The sequence below is a fragment of the Neorhizobium sp. BT27B genome (genome assembly GCF_050455485.1).
Lineage (GTDB): Bacteria > Pseudomonadota > Alphaproteobacteria > Rhizobiales > Rhizobiaceae > Neorhizobium.
Map to the genome: position 1 here is coordinate 1 of NZ_JBCIYT010000026.1, position 19730 is coordinate 19730.

The 19730-nt window shown below is 56.1% G+C and carries 14 protein-coding genes, 1 tRNA gene and 2 pseudogenes; 6 read left to right on the forward strand and 11 right to left on the reverse strand.

Features of this window, described 5'->3' with window-relative positions; genetic code table 11:
- Positions 1-465 precede the first annotated feature (465 nt).
- A pseudogene (locus AAIH70_RS30450) lies at positions 466-636 on the forward strand (IS3 family transposase); the annotation flags it as partial.
- A gap of 178 nt (positions 637-814) precedes the next feature.
- Here AAIH70_RS30450 and AAIH70_RS30455 read toward each other — a convergent pair.
- Positions 815-1051 (reverse strand): DUF6894 family protein, encoded by a 237-nt coding sequence (locus AAIH70_RS30455; RefSeq protein WP_430037994.1) that lies wholly within the window; start codon positions 1049-1051, stop codon positions 815-817.
- Positions 1052-2351: 1300 nt separating this feature from the next.
- Here AAIH70_RS30455 and AAIH70_RS30460 point away from each other — a divergent pair.
- Together AAIH70_RS30460 and AAIH70_RS30465 are read left to right on the forward strand one after the other, a co-directional pair.
- Positions 2352-2735: a hypothetical protein gene (locus AAIH70_RS30460; RefSeq protein WP_430037996.1), complete on the forward strand. Its 384-nt coding sequence runs from the start codon at positions 2352-2354 to the stop codon at positions 2733-2735.
- Between the two features lie 320 nt (positions 2736-3055).
- The gene (locus AAIH70_RS30465) at positions 3056-3394 is read left to right on the forward strand and encodes a hypothetical protein (protein WP_430037999.1); all 339 of its coding nucleotides are present in this window, start codon (positions 3056-3058) and stop codon (positions 3392-3394) included.
- A 212-nt stretch (positions 3395-3606) separates the two neighbouring features.
- On the opposite strand, the gene AAIH70_RS30470 is transcribed toward AAIH70_RS30465, so the two are convergent.
- Positions 3607-3682, reverse strand: a tRNA-Met gene (locus AAIH70_RS30470).
- Positions 3683-4494: 812 nt separating this feature from the next.
- A complete protein-coding gene (locus AAIH70_RS30475) occupies positions 4495-4707 on the reverse strand; it encodes a hypothetical protein (RefSeq protein WP_430038001.1) in 213 nt (70 codons plus the stop codon).
- A gap of 170 nt (positions 4708-4877) precedes the next feature.
- Between AAIH70_RS30475 and AAIH70_RS30480 the strand changes: the two genes are divergently transcribed.
- Together AAIH70_RS30480 and AAIH70_RS30485 are read left to right on the forward strand one after the other, a co-directional pair.
- The gene (locus AAIH70_RS30480; RefSeq protein WP_430038004.1) at positions 4878-7055 is read left to right on the forward strand and encodes a putative bifunctional diguanylate cyclase/phosphodiesterase; all 2178 of its coding nucleotides are present in this window, start codon (positions 4878-4880) and stop codon (positions 7053-7055) included.
- 225 nt (positions 7056-7280) lie between these two features.
- Positions 7281-9542: a methyl-accepting chemotaxis protein gene (locus AAIH70_RS30485; RefSeq protein WP_430038007.1), complete on the forward strand. Its 2262-nt coding sequence runs from the start codon at positions 7281-7283 to the stop codon at positions 9540-9542.
- Positions 9543-9642: 100 nt separating this feature from the next.
- On the opposite strand, the gene AAIH70_RS30490 is transcribed toward AAIH70_RS30485, so the two are convergent.
- Complete coding sequence (locus AAIH70_RS30490) at positions 9643-10005, reverse strand: thermonuclease family protein (protein ID WP_430038031.1); 363 nt, start codon at positions 10003-10005, stop codon at positions 9643-9645.
- Positions 10006-10247: 242 nt separating this feature from the next.
- Between AAIH70_RS30490 and AAIH70_RS30495 the strand changes: the two genes are divergently transcribed.
- Entirely contained in the window at positions 10248-13235 is a 2988-nt protein-coding gene (locus tag AAIH70_RS30495; protein ID WP_430038010.1) for a PAS domain-containing protein, read from the forward strand.
- A 92-nt stretch (positions 13236-13327) separates the two neighbouring features.
- Here AAIH70_RS30495 and AAIH70_RS30500 read toward each other — a convergent pair whose 3' ends face one another.
- From AAIH70_RS30500 to AAIH70_RS30530, 7 genes and pseudogenes are all read right to left on the reverse strand, one after another.
- Entirely contained in the window at positions 13328-13606 is a 279-nt protein-coding gene (locus AAIH70_RS30500) for an HU family DNA-binding protein (protein WP_430038013.1), read from the reverse strand.
- Between the two features lie 316 nt (positions 13607-13922).
- Positions 13923-14327: a PAS domain-containing protein gene (locus AAIH70_RS30505; RefSeq protein WP_430038016.1), complete on the reverse strand. Its 405-nt coding sequence runs from the start codon at positions 14325-14327 to the stop codon at positions 13923-13925.
- 657 nt (positions 14328-14984) lie between these two features.
- Entirely contained in the window at positions 14985-15380 is a 396-nt protein-coding gene (locus AAIH70_RS30510; RefSeq protein WP_430038019.1) for a DUF1236 domain-containing protein, read from the reverse strand.
- Between the two features lie 105 nt (positions 15381-15485).
- Complete coding sequence (locus tag AAIH70_RS30515) at positions 15486-15671, reverse strand: hypothetical protein (RefSeq protein WP_430038022.1); 186 nt, start codon at positions 15669-15671, stop codon at positions 15486-15488.
- 113 nt (positions 15672-15784) lie between these two features.
- Positions 15785-16749: pseudogene (locus tag AAIH70_RS30520) on the reverse strand (magnesium and cobalt transport protein CorA).
- 237 nt (positions 16750-16986) lie between these two features.
- Positions 16987-18198 carry a chromate efflux transporter gene (gene chrA / locus AAIH70_RS30525; protein ID WP_430038025.1) on the reverse strand — a complete coding sequence of 404 codons (1212 nt, stop codon included), beginning with the start codon at positions 18196-18198 and terminating at the stop codon, positions 16987-16989.
- A 1106-nt stretch (positions 18199-19304) separates the two neighbouring features.
- Positions 19305-19730, reverse strand: a 426-nt coding sequence (locus AAIH70_RS30530) for a hypothetical protein (RefSeq protein ID WP_430038028.1), incomplete at its 5' end; no start/stop codon positions are given.

Genomic DNA, 19730 nt, shown 5'->3' on the forward strand with positions numbered 1-19730 from the left:
GGACATATGGACGCAAGCGATCTGGTCAGATTGTCTCGAAATATCTTGCGAGTCGGGGGCCGTCCACATATGGGATCAGATCTCTCGACCCATTTAATTGCGTACGCTCGTATGCGGAATTGCAGACTTTAGAGGCGCTTACGACTATCGAATATCCAAGGCCGCTAACTCCCCCGAACCAGTTTCTATCGTCTCCGGCATTCCCGCCGCCTTCACGCCCATTGCTCTACCAAAAGGAATTGGCCGCTTTAAAGTTCGACGAGCAAGTCGACAGGTGCCCCAGGTCCGCTGCGTTCACATCCGGACAAATCATCCAACCCACCGCAACCACGCACAGCAATGCCGCGCCGGCCCAGACCTGAAAGCTTGATAAAAAGCTTATATGTGCCTCCTTGGAAGAGGTGCGGAAGGGATGACTCCGCCCACCTAGTTTTTACTGGGCGCCATACTGTTCGCGGTGGCCGAGAGAGCGTCTTCAATCTCCTGAAGCGGGAGAGGATACGTCGCAAGGCCTACCGTTCACGCGATGAAGCGCGCCAAGATGGGTTCGACTACATCGAGATGTTCTACAGCCCGAAACGCAAGCACGTAAGAAACGGAATGCTGTCGCCCGTCGAATTTGAGAAGCGGCAAGAAAACTTAGCCCGAGTGGGCGTCTACGAACTCGGTGCTATTCAGACGGAAGGCCAGCTACTAATGGTAGCCGGCCCTCCTACGCCACCATTGAGGGGGTCGCCGATGGCGAGGACCGCATTGTAGGCGATCAGAGCTTTCGTGGATCTTTCGTGGAAGCGCCACCGGAGGCACCGCAAATCTACTCGAAACGAACAACCGACTTCATGGGAAGGGACCCGACTATTGCACCGGCCTCGTTGGTGATTTCGAAGGTACGACCGTCAACAATTTCACCGTGGATGACCAACTCACCGACTATTTCGCGAGCGGAGCGTACGGCCTCATCATAGGCAAGTTCGTAGCTGAGAGATTCGGACCCGTCTTTGTCCTCATCGAAAACACCGCCAGTGCGGACATTGAAGAAGTACCGGGGCATGCAACCTCCTTGTAATTACCGAAACAAAACATTGCGAAAAGGATCCTGTTCCCGCTGTCGCAAGAGACATTAGCCAATGCAGGCGAAAGCCGGCCTCGGTGTTTCACGCGAGGGGTCCTGTGAGATGACAAGCGAGGAACGAGGCGCGCTTTCCAGGCTTTGGCAGCCAACATTCTGATCGAGGCAGCAAAATCACTGACGAAGGCAAAACCGCCCAGCTGGATGGTGCTGGGCCATACATGCACTTCTGCAGTGTAGAAGGCTGCTGCAAAATGAGGTGGCTGGAGCTTCCGTGTCGGTACCGCGGAACCGAAGTGGTGGTGCTACGAGCATCACCCTTACAAGGGCGGTTCGATTCAGAATGATATGGCAGAGCTCGCGGACAAGATAGAAAAACTGAGATGAGCACCAAAGGAAGGCTGATTGTGTTGGCCGCATTCAACAAAAGCGACGAAGGCGACCTGGTTCCGACCTTCGATCCACGGCAGGTTGACTTAGAGGACCGCGCAAAGCGGGAGGGACGCCTTATCGCGGATCAATAACCCGGCGTCGTTGCGGGGAGCCGAGAAGAGAATCCGGCGATCGAATACGGCTGCCGGTGGTCATCTTCCAGTCGGGCGATGTGCCAGAGCCGGAATGATGCACCGGTTGACGGCGACAAGATCTCTGCCAACGAGCATTCGGAACCAAGTTTCGATTAACGCATTCTCTGCGCGCAAATGGAGGAAGCGGATGGCTGAGCAGACAGTTACGCGTTGGATGAGTTTCAATCTAAACATTCGCTCGAGCGAGACGAAGCTGAGCGGATCTACAATCGATCGGGACCATCGAAAGTGAACCTCGACGTCTTCATGAGGGTGTACAAGAAGCCGGAGGCGGCCGAGACGCTATTGTTCGCTTCAGAGCGATGAGTTTCGCGCGGTGGACGGACTGGGCTGCAGCGCCAAAAAAAGACCCGCAGCCAAGGTTGGCGACGGGTCATGGAGTTGGCAATAATGTCTATAACTCCCATAGTCAGTGAACCGCTAATACTCCGCCCCTCGATTCCAAACATTTCTAATGATCGTGCGCCGGCCAGCAATTCATGACGATTGACCCGTGCCCACGAATACAGCACGTTTTCAGCTATGACAGATCAAGATAATAAACCTGCCGAACTCGGGCCCATCGCTCGCGAACTGATGAAGTTGGCTGACGAGCTTCGGGCGCTGGCCGAGACACCTTTGTTTGCACCGGAAGACATTGCTAATGACGATCGTCCTGCGCCTGAGCGCTGCGTTGACGCTGGGAGTGTCAACTAATGACGTCGGCCCCCAAAGAAGTTCGGGACAAGCTTCATACCCTGTATCTCAAAAGCGAGATGTATTATGAGATCGCAGAAGCTCGATCGGAGGGCGAGGCTGTCATCGATATAGCGCGCCGTTTGGGCGTTTCGGTCTCATCCGCCAGTAAGATGAGCCGGCAGATCGCTTGGATGGTCGAGCGCCGAGATAACCGCCCTCTCCCGATTGGCCTCACAACCCAAGCAGCAATCGCAATAGAGGATGAATTTGGCATCTGGCCAACAGACGACGACAAGCTTTTTGTGGAGCGGAATGCGAGCCGTATTTTCAATTCAGTTGAAGGCAAGCGGGCCATAATGGCCGAGATCGGAGCCTGGCTTCTATATCAGCAGGATCACTAGCGATTCTTGAGACACCGGTACGATCTGTACGGAAGCGCACAATTGCTTCAAGCGGGCATGCCGCCAAGCCGAATCATGAAATAGAGACGTTGGGCGCAGCGTGTCGCTGGAAACCCGCTGGCTGGGTCCCGGTCCCATATCAGAACCCTTCGCTGGATGGCGACCCCCTCAAAGTCCAGCCGCCCATCATTTGCCCCAATACCTAGACTGATTTGAAACGACGCTGGGCAGGGCGCATTGGCTCCTGTATGATCGATTGCGACATCGATGCATGGATCGCTACGACTTGATGGAAGCTTTCCCCCCGGTTAGATCGTGGCATGGAAAAATTCGAAAGATCAGAACGAAACTACCTCATAGCCGTGCTGAAGCTGGCAGGGGAGCCGATCGCCGTCACTGCGGCTCGCTTCGGCATATCTGTCCAGCACGCCGGCAATATCGCGCGGGGCAACGCTTGGATGGTGGAAACCAGAGCGGGGAGAGCAGTGCCTAATGGACTCACCACGCGCGCCGCTATCGCCATCGAACACGCGCTTGGGTTTTGGCCCTCTGATGCTAGTAAGGGGTTCGTTGAGAGCAGCGCGATGACAATGCTGCGCTCTGAAAATGGGCGGCGCGTCATTATGGAAGATATCGGGAGATGGCTAACTAACCCGTGACCACAGTCTCCGCCAAGGCGCCCCGAGCCTCAGCGAGAATGATTGACCGCAAATAATTGAGGTGCTCGGTGTCCGACGTTCAATAGCTTGCAAACAATATTACAGGGTAAGCGATCAGGATTACGAGCAGGCCGCCAAGGGCTGCACGGCAAGCTGGGTTTTCCGTAAGCGCTTCAACCCGGCTGTGTCTTAGAGGTGGCGCGAGAGGGACTTGGTTGCGTGCGCCGGACTTGAATCGGTGACTCTTGGTTATGAGCCAAGTAAGCCAAATTGCTGCTCTACGCCGCAATATTTGGACTAATTGCTTCGGATACGGATATTTAGGCATGAGCGGCGACCACCGTATGGGGCGATACCTTCACTGCCGCATGTAAAGGAGGACAGAACGAGAAGTCCCTCGGCGCCAACGTTAGCCTATGAACAGAAGGTTCTATTTAAGAAGTTCAGGATCACCGTGGAGGAAGCGGCCAAGTTATCGATCAGTACGGTGCAGACCGTAAGCCGATCGACAAAACCGCGCGCCGCATCGCGGTTTAAAAACAAAAGCGCCGAGCTCAACCAACCACGGAAGCGCTGCGCAGGATCGCCACGTCGCCGATAGGAGGTAGCGACATGGCAAGGGGTGCCGCCACGATCCGCCAGAGCGGCTCGACATGGCAGGCTATTTAAACGCGATGGCAACATCATGCGTAGTTCGGGTTATCGAGTGACTCCCGCCTTGACTGCCAAACTGACAGTGTTGCTCTGCGAACTGGCACGGTCGACATCAGTCAAATGTCACCGTGTAACAGCGAAGGCAGCGAACTGAGTAAATGATTGTGGGGGCCTATCCCACTCGGCATCACTGGTGCAAGCGGGACAAGGGATACTTACGCTGCTACAGATACACGGCCTCCTTCCAGTCCGCGCCCGATGCGGGTGGGCCTCGCACACGAAATGAGTATCCTTACACGCTTTGCAAGGTGCAGCCGACAGTATCACAGGGTTTCCTGAAAATTTCGAGTTCAATGCTACCGAATGGAAGCATCTCAGATTCAGGTAGACAAGAAAGTGATTTGCAGCAAGGCGCGTATTGAATTCGGAGCAGGCGCCGAACGAGTTCAGGCGTGATGCATTAACCCACTCCCCAAGGCTGCGAGTTCGCGCTCATCCTTAATGCCATTTTGCAGTTGTCTGACGAGTATGAGCGCGAGAGCTTCGGCGTCTGGGCCCAGTTTAGGCAGGTGATGCTCGGCGCAGATCTTGTCAAACACTCGCTGCAAAATGTCCAGCTCAGCCGGCTGCACAGGCGTCATGATCCTCGAAAATGGCATGCTGCACTCCGAATCAACGAAAGCTTTTTTAGGAACATGACATATTGACGCATTAAAGTCGTCTGTCCGCCACCGTACGATTGCCGCATGTGCACCCATTTACCATAGATGTTCTTCACGTATTAAAGAGTGCTGTTTTATCGTCTCCGAAACAAGGGGGCGGTTCGGCAGTGCATACCAGTATTCAGTCAAAATGGGTCTTGACGTTTGCCGTCCCTATAGCCGCCGCCGCTGTCATTTCTCTTTCCTTGCTTGCGGCATTAACGTTGGCAGGTAACGCGACTGATGACGTTGCCGCCCAAAGACAGCGCGCCCTCGTGACGCTGACGGTCGCAAAGCTGGAGGCCTCCGTTGCACATGACCAGGAAAGCGCAACAGTCTGGGACGATGCGGTGCGCAACGCTTCGGCAAGGAATATGGATTGGCTGGATACCAATCTCGGCGCCTGGATGCACAGCTACTTCGATCACGATGCGGCAGTGGTCATTGGCCAAGATTTAAAGCCGATCTACCAATTCATTGCTGACCGACCGAATGCGCCCAGAACAAATCAGTTGGAGAAGGCCTACAGACCATTAGCTGAGAAGTTGCGAAGCCGCTTAAGCTCCGGGGATCGCGCTGGCATCAACAACAGAACGCTGTCGATTGCGGAAGCGGACCTTGCGTTTGTCGGTTTCCGTCCGGCTGTCGTCAGTGTAAAGCCAATCGTGTCCGACACCGGTGATATCGAGCAAGCCCCCGGCTCGGAAAATCTGCACGTCGCAGTGCGTTTCCTAGACGGTGATTTGCCGACTTTGATTTCCAGAGACTATGGCGTTGAGAACCTTTCGTTTAGCGTCTCGAAACCTAAAGACGACCAACTTTCCTATGTTGCGCTAACGGCACGTTCGGGCGGGACTGTGGGCTATTTTCATTGGATCCCTTTCCGGCCTGGCCAGAGCGTGTTGCAAGCGACTACGCCAATGTTGGGTTTTGTCTTCGTGGCAATATTCACAGCAGCCAGACTTGCGGGAGGTATGTTTTGGAGACGATCTGCACGCCTTGAGGAAAGCCAAGCCGAACTTCGACATCAGGCGACTCACGACGCACTTACAGGTCTTGCCAACCGCGCGTACTTCACCCAGCATCTCGACACAGATCTCAAAAATGCTCGTCAACACGAGACCCACAGCGTTCTGTTCATCGATCTGGACAAATTCAAGGAAGTCAATGACACGCTAGGTCATCCGGCGGGCGACAGGCTGATTGCTGATTCCGCTCAACGACTTCGTGAACTTCTCCCGACCGCACTGATCGCCCGAATCGGCGGTGATGAGTTCACGATCCATCTGGCGCATCAGGAATCCGGTAAGGCCGAGGAAACTGCTGAAGCTGTGGTAGCAGCTCTGCGAACTCCCTTCCTGATCGACGGGGTGTTCGTGAGCGTTGGAGCCAGTGTTGGGTTAGCGACCTCTGTCGGCCCCGCCAATGGTGACGAGCTGACAAGACATGCGGATATAGCATTGTATCATGCTAAGGCGGCCGGCAGAAACACGTACGCGGTTTTCGGCGCCCATATGGACGAACTGTTGAAGAAGCGGCGCGCCCTGGAGCACGATCTTCGCGAGGCAGTCGAGAACAAGATCGGTATTGAAGTTCACTACCAGCCGGTCTTTTCAGCAGAAACGAATACCGTTGTTTCCCTTGAAGCATTGGTTCGTTGGCAGCATCCAGAACTTGGCTTCATAAGCCCAGACATCTTTATACCTGTCGCTGAAGACTGCGGTGCAATCAATCAGATCGGAGCGATAGTCCTTGAGGATGCATGCACCTTGATGGCTGACTTTCCAGACATCGAAGTCGCGATCAACGCATCGCCGAGCGAACTTGCCGCGCCGGGCTACCCCCTTCGAGTTCTGTCAGCGCTAGCCAAGGCGGGGATCAAACCATCCAGACTGGAAATCGAACTGACAGAGAGTGCTGCCGCGGATGAGAACGGCCGAGTAGCACAGGCAGTATCAACGTTGCGGAATGCCGGGATCCGGTTCGCAATCGACGATTTTGGAACGGGTTATTCGTCATTCTCACGGATCCAGAAAATCGAGGCAGATAGGATTAAGATCGACCGTTCTTTCATCAACGAGATGCATAAGGATGACAGCCGTGCGCTGGTGATTGCTATGATCAATATGGCACAGGCGAAAGGACTTATGATCACAGCCGAGGGCGTCGAGACGCACGAGCAGCGAGACCTACTTATGAAACTTGGCTGCGATCACCTGCAAGGCTTCCTGCTCTCCCGTCCCCTTGGTCCCGATGCTGCAAGACGGCTCCTTGCTGATGACACATATCATTTTGCAATTGCCTGAACGCTAAACCAACCCCTGAGCCTGTAAGGATAACGGTTACGGTAGTCTCAGCGACTGCGGAGTCTAGCAGCAACCCCTTGTCATCATCGTTCATCGGAAAAGCGCGCGGATGTTGATCCTAGGATCGAAGGTTCGGTAACAGCGCTCACTGCACCGATCGTATTTAGCTAAAATTCAGCATTCTCATTTAGTGCTAATTGCCAAAGCAATGCGAGCGTATGAATTATGACTGCGACCTTGACCGTCACCAAACCTCTTTCGCGCAAGATCACCCTCTATGGCTGTGCCGCGGTCCTATTCACCAGCGCTGCCATTGGCGGTCTCGCTTGGTATGAGCAGCGAACGATGAACGATAAGGCGCTCTACAGCAAGGCAGCGAGCGACCTGCAAGTCATCCAGACGGACATGGACGCTATCCAGAGATCTGCCTCAGCATTGGCCCTCGTTATTGCCGGCGAGCCCGACACCCCAGCGCTGATTGCAAGCAATGATCGCCAAGGGTTGATCAACAAACTGTCGAAAAATCTTACTGCCATGGCCCAAGCCGGTGGGTTGCAACTCGTCACGATCGCCGATGGTAAAGGCAACGTTGTCGCTCGCATGCACGCCCCTGACAAATTCGGTGACAACTATATGGGTCGCCGCAAGACGGTCGCATCGGCCATCACGTCCGGCAAGCTTGCAGCTGGTATCGAACCCGGCAGAACGGGGATCGGCATCTATGCTGTCGCCCCAGTCATTGTTGACGGCCAAGTGGTTGGCGTGATCGATATCGGAACAGAGCTCTCGAATCCCTATTTCACACCTCTGGCGGAACGGCTCGGCGCCGAAATTTCGGTTAATGTGGTTCAGAATGGCAAGATCGTAAATCAGTCCTCAACTGACGGGAACCAAGCATTTCTGGAGATCGCGTCTTTGCAAGACGCACTCGATGGCAAGCGGGTCTTTGAACAGGACGTGCTCGAAGGCCGCGACATGTTTATCAAAGCTGTTCCGTTCAGCTCGTTCGCTGGTGAGAAGATCGGCGTCATCGAAGTGGGGACTGACGCGACTGAAATCCTTGCTGGTGCCCGAGCCTCGCTTTGGACCATGCTTGGCGTCACTCTCGTCATTTCGCTGCTTGCCCTGACAGCGTTCTTCCTGTTCGCCAAGTCGCTCGGTAATACCATCGGCCGCCTGACGTCGACGATGGGACGCCTGGCATCCGGTGACCTCACCGCCAACGTCGAAGGTGAGAACCGTCCCGACGAAACTGGCGCCATGGCGCGTGCGGTGCAGGTATTCAAGGACAATGCGCTGAAGACCAAGGAACTTGAGCGCCAAGCCGACGAGCAGCGCAGCATGACCGAAGAACAGCGCCGCCAAAATGCCGAGGAAGCGCGCATTCGCGCCGAACAGATGGCGGAAGCCACCAACGGTCTCGCAACCGGACTGAAACATCTGTCTTCCGGCAACCTGACATTCCAGCTCGATCGCCCGTTCGCACCGGACTTCGAAAGCCTGCGCGCCGATTTCAACTCCACCGTGGAGCAGCTGCGCGATACGTTGGGCTCGGTCGCGCAGGCAACCAGCTCGATCGACAGCGGATCTCGTGAGGTAAGCAATAGCGCCGATGACCTGGCGAAGCGTACTGAGCAGCAAGCTGCTTCGCTGGAAGAGACGGCAGCCGCCCTCGACCAGATCACCGTCAACGTGACCAACTCCTCCAAACGCGCCGAAGAGGCCCGCACCGTTGCCATCCAGGCCAACGAAAGCGCCCGCCAGTCCGGCGCAGTCGTTGCCGATGCCGTACAAGCGATGGGCCGTATCGAAGAATCGTCCGGGCAGATTTCCAACATCATCGGTGTAATTGACGACATCGCCTTCCAGACCAACCTTTTGGCGCTCAATGCCGGTGTTGAAGCGGCTCGCGCCGGTGAAGCTGGCAAAGGGTTCGCCGTCGTTGCGCAGGAAGTGCGTGAACTCGCCCAGCGTTCGGCCAAGGCTGCGAAAGAGATCAAGGATCTGATCGGCAAGTCCTCGATCGAGGTTGGCACTGGTGTCAAGCTGGTGCGCGAGACAGGCGAAGCGCTGCACGCCATCGAGGCTCATATCGTCACGATCAACCAGCATATGGATTCGATCGCCACCTCCTCGCGTGAACAGTCGGTCGGCCTTTCCGAGGTCAATACCGCCGTCAACCAGATGGACCAGGTGACCCAGCAGAATGCTGCAATGGTGGAAGAAGCCAATGCCGCCGGAGCTACACTTGCTAACGAAGCAGGCCGCCTACGCGAGCTGATTAGTCAGTTCCAGCTCGGTCAGGGCCAAGGCATGGCTAAGCCATCGTCTGCCCTGCGTCAGACGGCGGCGGTCATGGCCGCCTCATCCCGCTCAGTACCGGCAGCGTCCCCGGCTCGCGGCATGGCCGGCAAGATTGCCAGAGCTTTCACCGGCCGAGGCAGTTCGGCGACCGCGGCAGCGACAGATAACTGGGAAGAATTCTGAACACCGACGGCGCCTATGGAGGTCGACTGCTGGCGCGGCCTCCATACCAACCCAAGACTGCGCATAGCAATAGTAACACGCCGTCCCAACAGCTTCTCTCTCATAATGCTGCTCGGGTCTGGTTTCCACGTTGCAGCTGACGTGAGGCCGCGTGAAAGGGCTGTGTGTTTCGGCGTGGAATATTGACCCCTCTGGCGGGGTGATAGGCGTCCAATTTTGGCTCTGACTCACATTTGCTGCTGTTCGGGATTCGTGCCAACCCTTCGCTTACGAGCTGATCACCAACATCGCGACCTTTTACCCGAAGGGTCGCCAGTGTTCGACGATATCGGTCTTCACCTTCGCGGGGGATTTCGACGCGCTGACAATCGAGAAGCGCAGCGAGCCGGTTTTTGGAAACCTGAGCCAGGTTGCTTTCGTATCGGCATTGCCCCTCGATTTCGGGAGCATCGATGTTGGAAATCGGACGCGCTCAACGCCATGGTTCTCTATCCTGATGGTATCGCCGTCCCAGACCTTCACTCAAACAGGCTCGCACGCGAGGGCATTCTTTTTCTTGCTCTACACTTGAAGCTATTGCCGCCATAAATGTTCCATGACAGACGGTACCCAGGCGCATCCGCAAGATCGCTCCGCTCCGTCGTTTTTGAACTCGAGATCAGTTGTAAGCACTCTGGTCAACCAATAGGACGCAGGCTTCGAACGATGGATGATGCGAAACAGTGCCTCGATGGCTCAGCGCTCGTTGGCGGCGGCCGAGCCGGGGATGCCATCAGGCAGATGGACTGGGGGTCGACACCGCTTGGGCCAATTGGTTCATGGCCCGCGGAGTTGAGAGCAAACGTCCAGACAATGCTGGCGTCACCCGTGCCGATGGCGGTTCTCTGGGGGCCTGAAGGCATCCTCATCTATAACGATGGCTATGCGGCGATTTGCGGACCGCGCCACCCGACCGCACTTGGCGGCAAGCTGCTGGAAGTCTGGCCTGAAGCCGCCGACTTCAATGCACGCGTGATTGCCGCAGGATTGCGTGGTGAATCCCTGAGCTTCCATGCTCAGGAGCTGGAGCTCTGGAGGCATGGCAGGGCGGAACAGGTCTGGATGGACCTGGAGTATCTGCCGATACGCAATGGCAAGGGCCAGCCGATCGGCTCGCTTGCGATGGTCTTCGACATCACCCAGCGCGTACTCGCTGAGCGCCGGCTGGCGCAAAGCGAAGAACTGTACCGGTTCCTCGACGATCTTGGTCAGACTATCGCCGGTCTACATGATGCAGATGAACTTCTTGCCGTGACGACACGCATGGTCGCCGCCCATTTGGGCCTCTCCAACTGCGCTTACGCAGATATGGATCCCGATCAGGACGGTTTTACGATCCGCGGCAACTGGCACGCGCCTGAATCGCCGTCGATCGTCGGACATTATAGCCTTGCTGATTTTGGCAAGCTTGCGGTTCAGGAATTGTCGGCAGGCCGACCCCTGATCATCAACGACAATCTCAAAGAGATTGCGCCCGAAGAGGCGAAGACTTTTCAGAATATCGGCATCACTGCGACGATCTGCATGCCGCTGGTAAAAGACGGCCGGTTAGCCGCTTTGATGGCCATTCATGACAGGAAGCCGCATAAATGGTCCAGCTATGAACTGAATCTTATTCGCGAAGTCACGGAAAGATCGTGGGCGCATGTTGAGCGCGTCGGGGCGGAAGCAAACCTTCGCGCAAGCGAAGAGCAACTGCGGCTCGCCATCGATGCGGCCGAAATTGGCCTTTGGGACGTGGACGCGGTTGCGGGCACTCTGTTCTGGCCGCCGCGCGTCAGGGCAATGTTCGGGATTTTGCCAGACGTGCCTGTCTCCATGCAGGACTACTATAGCGGACTTCATCCAGACGACCTTGAACAGACTTCAATCGCCTACGCGGCTGCAGCGAACCCGGACGTTCGCGCCGTTTACGACGTCGAGTATCGGACGATCGGCAAGGATGACGGTATTGTCCGCTGGGTCGCGGCGAAGGGACGTGGCGTATTCGAGGGCGGCCGCTGCCTGCGGTTGATCGGAACCGCGATCGACATTACTGGACGCAAAAAGACAGAATTTGCCTTACGCGAACTAAACGAGACCTTGGAAGCGCGCGTCGCTGAGGGTGTGGCGGAAAGCAAACTCCTGGCTGATGTCGTTGAAAACACGACGGCCATCATCTTTGTGGCGGACCATCAATACCGATGGCTGGCAACGAACAAGGCGGGGACCAAAGCTTTCGAACAGCTCTACGGCGTGCGCCCGGTGATCGGGGCGTCCATGCTCGACGTGCTTGATCATCTGCCTGAGCATCGCGAGCATGTGCGTCGCACCTGGTCCCGCGCACTTGCGGGTGAGGAATTTACACTGCTTGACGAGTTCGGAGACGGCAAACTGTCGAAGCGCTGGTTCGAGCTGAACTTCAATGTCCTGCGAGATGCTGCGGGGCGTCAGATCGGCGCTTACCAGATCGCATACGACGTCACCGAACGCCTGGCAGAGCAACGACGTCTTTCGGATGCAGAGGAACAGCTGCGGCAATCGCAGAAGGTGGAAGCACTCGGTCAACTGACCGGTGGTGTCGCGCATGACTTCAACAACTTGCTGACCCCCATCCTAGGCTCGCTCGACATGCTCGTGCGCAGACAGATTGGCAACGATCGGGAGCGCAAACTGATCGGTGGCGCGCTACAGTCGGCTGAGCGCGCCAGAATTCTCGTCCAGCGCCTTCTCGCTTTCGCTCGGCGACAGCCGCTTCAGCCCACCGCGATCGACGTGAAAACGTTGGTAACCGGCATGGGTGAGTTGGTCAGTAGCACGACGGGCCCGCAGGTCCAGGTGGTTATCGACGCCCCAGAAATTCTGCCGGCTGCACGGGCTGATTATAATCAGGTGGAGATGGCGCTCCTGAACCTCAGCGTCAACGCTCGGGACGCGATGCCCACAGGCGGCACATTGCGCATTAGCGCTAGTTCCCGCGAAGTTTCTACTGGGGCGCAGAGCGATCTAAAGCCCGGCCGCTACGTGACAATCTCAGTCGCCGACACCGGTGAGGGCATGAGCGCAGAAACCATGGCCCGCGCAATCGAGCCCTTCTTCTCGACGAAGGGCATGGGGCAAGGGACCGGCCTCGGCCTTTCGATGGTACACGGTCTCGCTCAGCAACTGGGTGGCGGTATCCGCATCTTCAGCCGGCTGGGGGAAGGCACGAACGTCGAGCTCTGGTTGCCCGAGGCCAACGACGCACCTGTTCCTCTTCCGAAGCTTGTGGATGGGGCCACGGCATCCCTCACCCATCGCGGAACAGTATTACTCGTCGACGACGAAGATGTCGTTCGCTCCAGCGCAGCCCATATGCTAGACGAGCTAGGTTTTGATGTTGTGGAAGCCTCAAGCGGAGAGGCCGCGCTAGCTGCGCTCGACCGTATGGCGGACCTGAAAATGCTCGTCACAGACCATCTGATGCCAGGCATGGATGGGGTAGAACTGGCGCGCCGTGTCAAGCTCATCCGGCCGGAACTACCGTGTCTGATTATTTCGGGATATGCGGACGTTGAGGGTATCGTACCGGGTCTGCCAAGATTGACAAAGCCGTTCAAGATCGAGGAGCTTAGGGAAGCATTGGCAGCGACAGGTTCGGATCAAAGTGAACCCCGAGCCGAGCTCTTGAGCTGATATAAAACGCCTGCCGCCCTTTTCCGCTTGGTATCGAACCGAAGCAGAAAAGGAACGGCAGCTTCAGCACTAGTCGATGGCCGCCGCTCATGTTATTTGTTGAGCGTATCCTTGAGCGCTTTCGCTGGCGAGAAGGCCAATTTCTTTGCAGCAGCAACTTTGATTGTTGCTCCGGTCGCTGGATTGCGAGCGTCACGCTCCGGAGTGTCTTTAACCTTGAATTTGCCAAATCCAGGGATGGACGTCTCACGGCCCGACACCGCAGCTGACGTGATTGCGGCGAACACCGCCTCGACAATCGCTTTGCCCTGAGCTTTGGTCAGGCTGTTGTCGGATGCGATCCTCTCGGCGATTTCGTTTGTTGTCGTCATAGCAGTCCTCGCTTAGTTGCAAGACACTAGCATTTCTCCACTTTGGGCGAACTGTCAGCAGCGATTGCGATAAACGATCCCCGGAGGCGATGATGTCCACAGCTAAAGAGCTTGTTTTCCCTCTGCTTGGTCTGCCTCATACTCCCTTGTTCCCGCAGCGCAGACTGTTTCGGCATCATCAATCGGCATGCGAACACAAAGAATGACCCCGCGCTCAAGTCAGCGCTGTCGCGTCGGAGTCTGCCGAATGTTAGAGGCCCTCGAAGGTTTGTACCGCCGGTTCTAGGGCAACAGGAAGCATACTGCTAGCGCCTGGTCAGTGAAAGTTTGGCACAGGGCCTATCGTTTGTGCGGGCACGACGACTCCGACATATTTCACCGTATCCCCATTACGTTTCCTAAAGCCTCGGCCGTATCCCGTGACCAATGTGTAACGTCCGAGCTTGTTACATACTCTGTACGTTTCTTGCTGCGGCCGATCAGCCACGATGCTGTCTCGGATGGTTTTAGCCAGCCTCGGCCGATCTTCAGGATGCACCCGTTTGAGGTAGGCTTCAATCGGCAGCCCATTACTCGTGTCGTCGGCCTCGAGCCCAAATAACTCGGCGAGCGCTGCGTCCGCGTACAGCGTATTGTCTGTGATATCCCATGTGAAAAAACCGATCTCAGCCGAAGCCTTTTCGTTCACTTCAACGGAAAAGATCCAACGTTCAGAATTCACCCCCACCTCCCGATCCCATTGGTAACCTGACCCTGCGAGCCCATCGACAAGCTCATGCCGGGATGCACAACCCCTCAACTCGCGTTCTAGTCTGAATGACTGAACTTAAGGCGCCGCGACCATGCGCACAGCTCTTGTTCATTTCCTGGCATGCGCAGCGTCACGCCCCACGATTGCTATGCGTGACGACTCGGTAATCGTTTGAGTTTCAGTCCAAGGTGAAAAAAAGCGAGCGACAGGCCAGTTTGAATCGCTCTGTTGCGCTAGCAAATATGATCGCCGTTCAAACATTCAGGCTCAGGTAATCAGCTGAAACCAAATGGGTACTCAAGAAGGCTGGCTCAAAGCGCGGTAGCGCGTGACCCGGCGAACGCCGAGGAGACCGGCAGTATAGGCAATAAACGTTTGCTCCACCTCGATTAGTCGGTGAGCATGGGCGACCTGGTTAAGACCGAGCGCATTCGGCGGTCTAAACGAAAGCCACGAGCTTTGGCGGCCGCACTGCCAACACTTGCTCGATCAAGGATCAATCAGCGCCCTAAAATCAGCAGAACCGGCGAAGACCTTCACGATCATTTCGGCTCGTCAAGTCGCTTAGCTTGATCACGGCGACGCTCCTTTTTGTGAAAGAGCATCGCCGCAGATTCCTCAAAAATATTATTCTATTACCTGAACAACCCGACGGCTGGACGGTTCGACGATGACGCGTCGTTCGTTGACGACTGCGTAAGCGTAGTTCGGGTTTTCGGGAATCTGCTGAACGACCACAGTAGAAGGAAGGGCTTCGCCGACCACCACGCGTTCTTGAACAACAACACGCTCGGTAGGCATTGGGGCTTCTCGAACGTATGTCACAACCTTCTGCGGCGGTGGGTCTATAGCAGTACCGACGATTGCTCCCGCGACCCCACCAACGGCAGCGCCGACTGGGCCGCCGACAATTGCGCCGGTCACAGCGCCACCGGCAGCACCATTGACCGTGGACTCCTGAGCGGAAACGGATCCTGCGACCGCAAGACCAATGCTCAATATCATAAGACGCCTCGAAAGCATTTTGATCTCCTCCGTGCGCGAAACTGCGCGCGCCGAGAACGTCGGAATTTTGAAAATGTTCCAGCTCAGATCTGATGCGCGTGAGTGTCTTCTCGGCCGATGTGGCTAGGCAGCCCTTCGGCTGGCGTCCTCGATTGCCCAGCCGAAACTCCATGCATCAGCTTTGAAAAGGGCGTGCGGATCACGTTTTTGATCGAGTGCGCGGCGTTGCGGGCAGTCATGCCGGGTTAGCCCTAGGATACGGGCATTCATGCCGCGCTGCTGCCAGTCGAGAACAATCTCGATATCCATGTCATTGCTACCCTTACGTCTCTTCATGAGATGGAGGACTGCTCTCACGGGTAGCTTGCGCGAAGCTGACCAAAATGAAACTGCTGAGGACATAGCGTGCGGTTTCGTTTTTGCTATAGCCAGCGCGCTTTCTTGAACCGGAAAAACAGGAGCGAACAAAGGGCCAGGATGACGGCGATCAAACGTAGTAGCCGTATCTGGTTTCCAACTCCGGCATATTTTTGAAGTTCATGCCGTAGATGCCTGCAATAGCGGTCGGAACAGCCAGGATTGCTGCCCAAGCTGCCAGCTGTCGCGTGATCGCGCCTTGGCGTTGTTGTTCGAGGAGATTAGATGCCTCGAAGACGGATGTGATGATTTATCTCAGGCCCGACACGGATCCTTCAACTCGCCTTACATGGTCGTAAACGTCCTTGAAAAATGGTTTCGAGTTTTGATCGAGGCAAGGAAGATCGAGGTGCGTCAGCTTCCCGACAACCTCCGCCATTGGTCCCAGGACGCGCTGAAATTTGATGACCTGACGGCGCATATGAAAGATGCGCCTGATCTGTTCCGGCTCCAGGAAGGAGATCAAAACATGCTTTTCAAGGCCAAGAACGCGGTCTTCAATCGTTTCCACAATCGGTAGGTAGCCGTCGACCACAAAGTCAATGATGGCATGCAACACGTAGTCGGGACCGTGCGCGAGAAGCTGTGGGGACTGCTCAAGTTGTTGCCGTAATTGCTGATGCGACCTGGCGGAACCGTGTCGCACCGTAATGAGGTGTTGCTTGCCGACGAATATGCAGGTCTCACCATAAGCAATCTTATCGCCTTCAAGATGTGCAGTTTTGACGACGACAAACAGCTGATCGCCGTAGATGTCGATTTTTGGCACTTGCTTGCCGTTTAAGGCATCCTCCACGGCTAGCGGATGAAGTCCAAACATTGCCTGCAACCGAGCCATCTCCTCCGCGGTCGGTTCCGAAACCCCAATCCAGATGAATTCATCGTCCGGATTACGAAGAGGCGTTTCCGACAAAGCGATCTGCTCCGCCCGGTTTCCATCGCGATAGAGAAAAGAAGCAACGATTGTCATGTTTACCTCAAAGAGCGGCGCACTAGTACGACAGACCGGAGATGCGCCCTTAGAGCCTGTAGGGAATGAAGTGCGGCCTGTTATCGCGAAACGATAGGAAGTGCCAATGACGATGGCAACGCCGTATACCGGTCACTTATCCCAATGGGAGCAGCGCCCAAACAGAGCTTTCGCAACGGGAGTCGCAGGCCGGATGGCCGGAGACCGGTTGCACTAAAGTCGAAGAACACTTTGGCATCAAGTGAACTGAAGTAAGACCGCGCCACCGGCCATCAGCACCACAACGATCCATGGGGAAGCTTTCCAGACCACCAGGAGCAGGAAGCCAGCGAGAGCTAAAGCGAAATCAGCCGGGGTTAAAACCGAACTCGTCCATACGGGATTGTACAGGGCAGCGCCCAACACACCGACGACTGCAGCATTCGCACCGCGCATGGCAGCTTGCGCCATCGGTAGACGGTTCAACGCACCCCAGAAAGGAAGAACGCCAATAAGGAGCAGGAACCCGGGTAGAAAGATCGCCACCAAGCAGATTGAGGCCCCGATGAGCCCGCTAGGGGCTGGCCCCATGACGGCGCCTAGATAGGCGGCGAACGTGAACAGTGGGCCAGGAACCGCTTGAGCTACTCCATAGCCGGCAAGGAAGGAGTTTTCGGGTACCCAGCCCGGATGAACAACTTCCGTTTGCAACAGCGGCAGAACAACGTGTCCACCGCCGAACACCAGCGAGCCAGACCGGTAAAATGCGTCGAACAGGTTCAGCGATTGCAAGCCGCTGCTGGTCGCGATCACGGGCAACAAAAAGAGAAGCGCAGTGAAGGCCACCAGGCAAACAACACCCGTTGTCTTTGAGACACGGAAGGACAGTTCCCCCATGGTCTTGCTGTCTGGCTCACGACAGAGGACAAGGCCCGCCATCAAGCCGACAATGATAGCTATGAGCTGTCCGAAGACGCCGGCAAAGGTTACGGCAATGACTGCAGTTAGGGCTATGCCTGCTCGTGTGTGATCAGGTGTCAGAGACTTTGCCATCCCCCAGACGGCTTGGCCGACGACTGCCACTGCGACCAGTTTGAGTCCGTGTAGCAAGGCTTGGCCGAACGGATTGTCGAGCGCGGTCGCGGCCATCGCGAACAAAACAAGGATGATTGCTGACGGGAGAGTGAAGGCAGTCCACGCGGCGAGCGCGCCGAGAGGGCCACCTCGCATAAGACCGAGCGCGAACCCGACTTGGCTCGAGGCCGGCCCCGGAAGGAACTGACACAGCGCGACAATATCGCCGTAAGCCTTTTCATTAAGCCACTTTCGGCGAACGACGAGTTCGTCTCGGAAATAGCCAAGATGGGCGACAGGCCCCCCGAACGATGTCAGGCCGAGTTTTAGAAAAGCCCAGAAGACCTCCGATGCGTGCCCATCGGGTCGCGATGCTGCCGGACCTTGCATTGCCATTGCGTCTCAACCCGTCACTTACAATTCGGATGTACTGGCTCTACAACTGGCCCGATGACGGAATTATGACGGCGCTCCTTCCATCACAGCGCGCACAGTGTTGGCACTCGGCCCAGCCAATGATATTTAGTGAGCTGTCGCGGAGAGGTCTCGTGCACAGCAAGCGAACGATGGCTCTCCGGACGGCGGAACCTAAGGTCTTTCAGCCAACCGCTGGGCTCCAGCCGACGACAACAAGACAGAAGGGAGAACGCATTATCGCTGCCAGACCAAGCTGCAGCCTCTGGAACACCGTCAGTCTTTCAGCTCCCCCATCGAAATCAAGCGACGTGCGTGCGCTGCCCTGTCCAGCAATAAGCCGATCAAGCTCTTCGAGTAGCGGGCGGTCCTCCCGCGGAATTGACTTTCGATTTGCGTGTTTCGATAGAAGGGCTTGCTTCGCTCGGATCAAATACGCGGTCCGCTTTGCGGGTTCGGATTGAGGGCGAGAGTGATCCATTGCCTAAAAATAATCCTGCGCCATGGTTGAATAGGACTTACGAAAAAGCGTTCGCGTCGTCACCTTACCGAAGGCCGCCACCTTCCTAATCCCGATGCGTAGCATAGTGGCAGCGAACTCATCGGTAAATGCTCGGCGGCACCCTGGACGTTTTGCAAGATGACCCTTGTCAGGGTACGAGGGCGGGCGGTCGTGCAAATAACATTGCGCAGAAAATCTGATCATGGACGTAACCATCTATCTCAACCAGACTTGCGGCACGTCGCGAAGCGAACCATTTTTGGGGCAGGCATATAGGATTCCGAGAAATCGGGCGGCGAAGTGCAGGTTTCCTTCGCAATAAAGTACAAGCCGCCAGCAGATACTTCATCAACGCCGCGGGACGTGCGGGTTGCGCCCTGTCCAAAGGGTGGACGCCATAGTCTCCACTATTGACCGATCACCTTCCAGCATTATGAACCATTTTCCCCAGCCTGTTTAAGGACTGACTAAGCATGCTGAGGAGCCATGTGGAACGTGAGTTTGTGAGCCGAGTTCCCCTACCTCACGTCGCACAGGATACATCACGATGCTGGTCAATTTGTTGGCTGTTTCGATTGCCGCAGTGTTAACGGCGGCAGGCGTCGGTCTTATATTCTTTTCTCTGAGGCAAACTCCCGCAGAGGAAGAATAATGACTTCATTGCCTTAGCCTGAGGGTTAAAGGGGTGCGGGTCATCCATCTCGGGCTGCAGCGCACGCCCGAATCCGAGAAACAGACGCGTTGACTCAACCGGCGCATGATGCGCCTCCTCTACCGAGATTTCAATAGGAGCGCCGTAGTGAACAGCGACGGAAAATATTATCTCATCGGCTTGATTGCAATTGCCATCGTCATTGTCGGGGCGATTAGCCTCCGCAATGCAGGGATCCAACTTACCGCCGCCAACCAGACGGCATCGGATGCCTCGCGCCAACAGAGGTGGCTCGGTTTGTCTGAACGGCTTCGGGCGTTTCGTTAAGTGGATTTCCGCCTCGATTATGCCGCCACCATC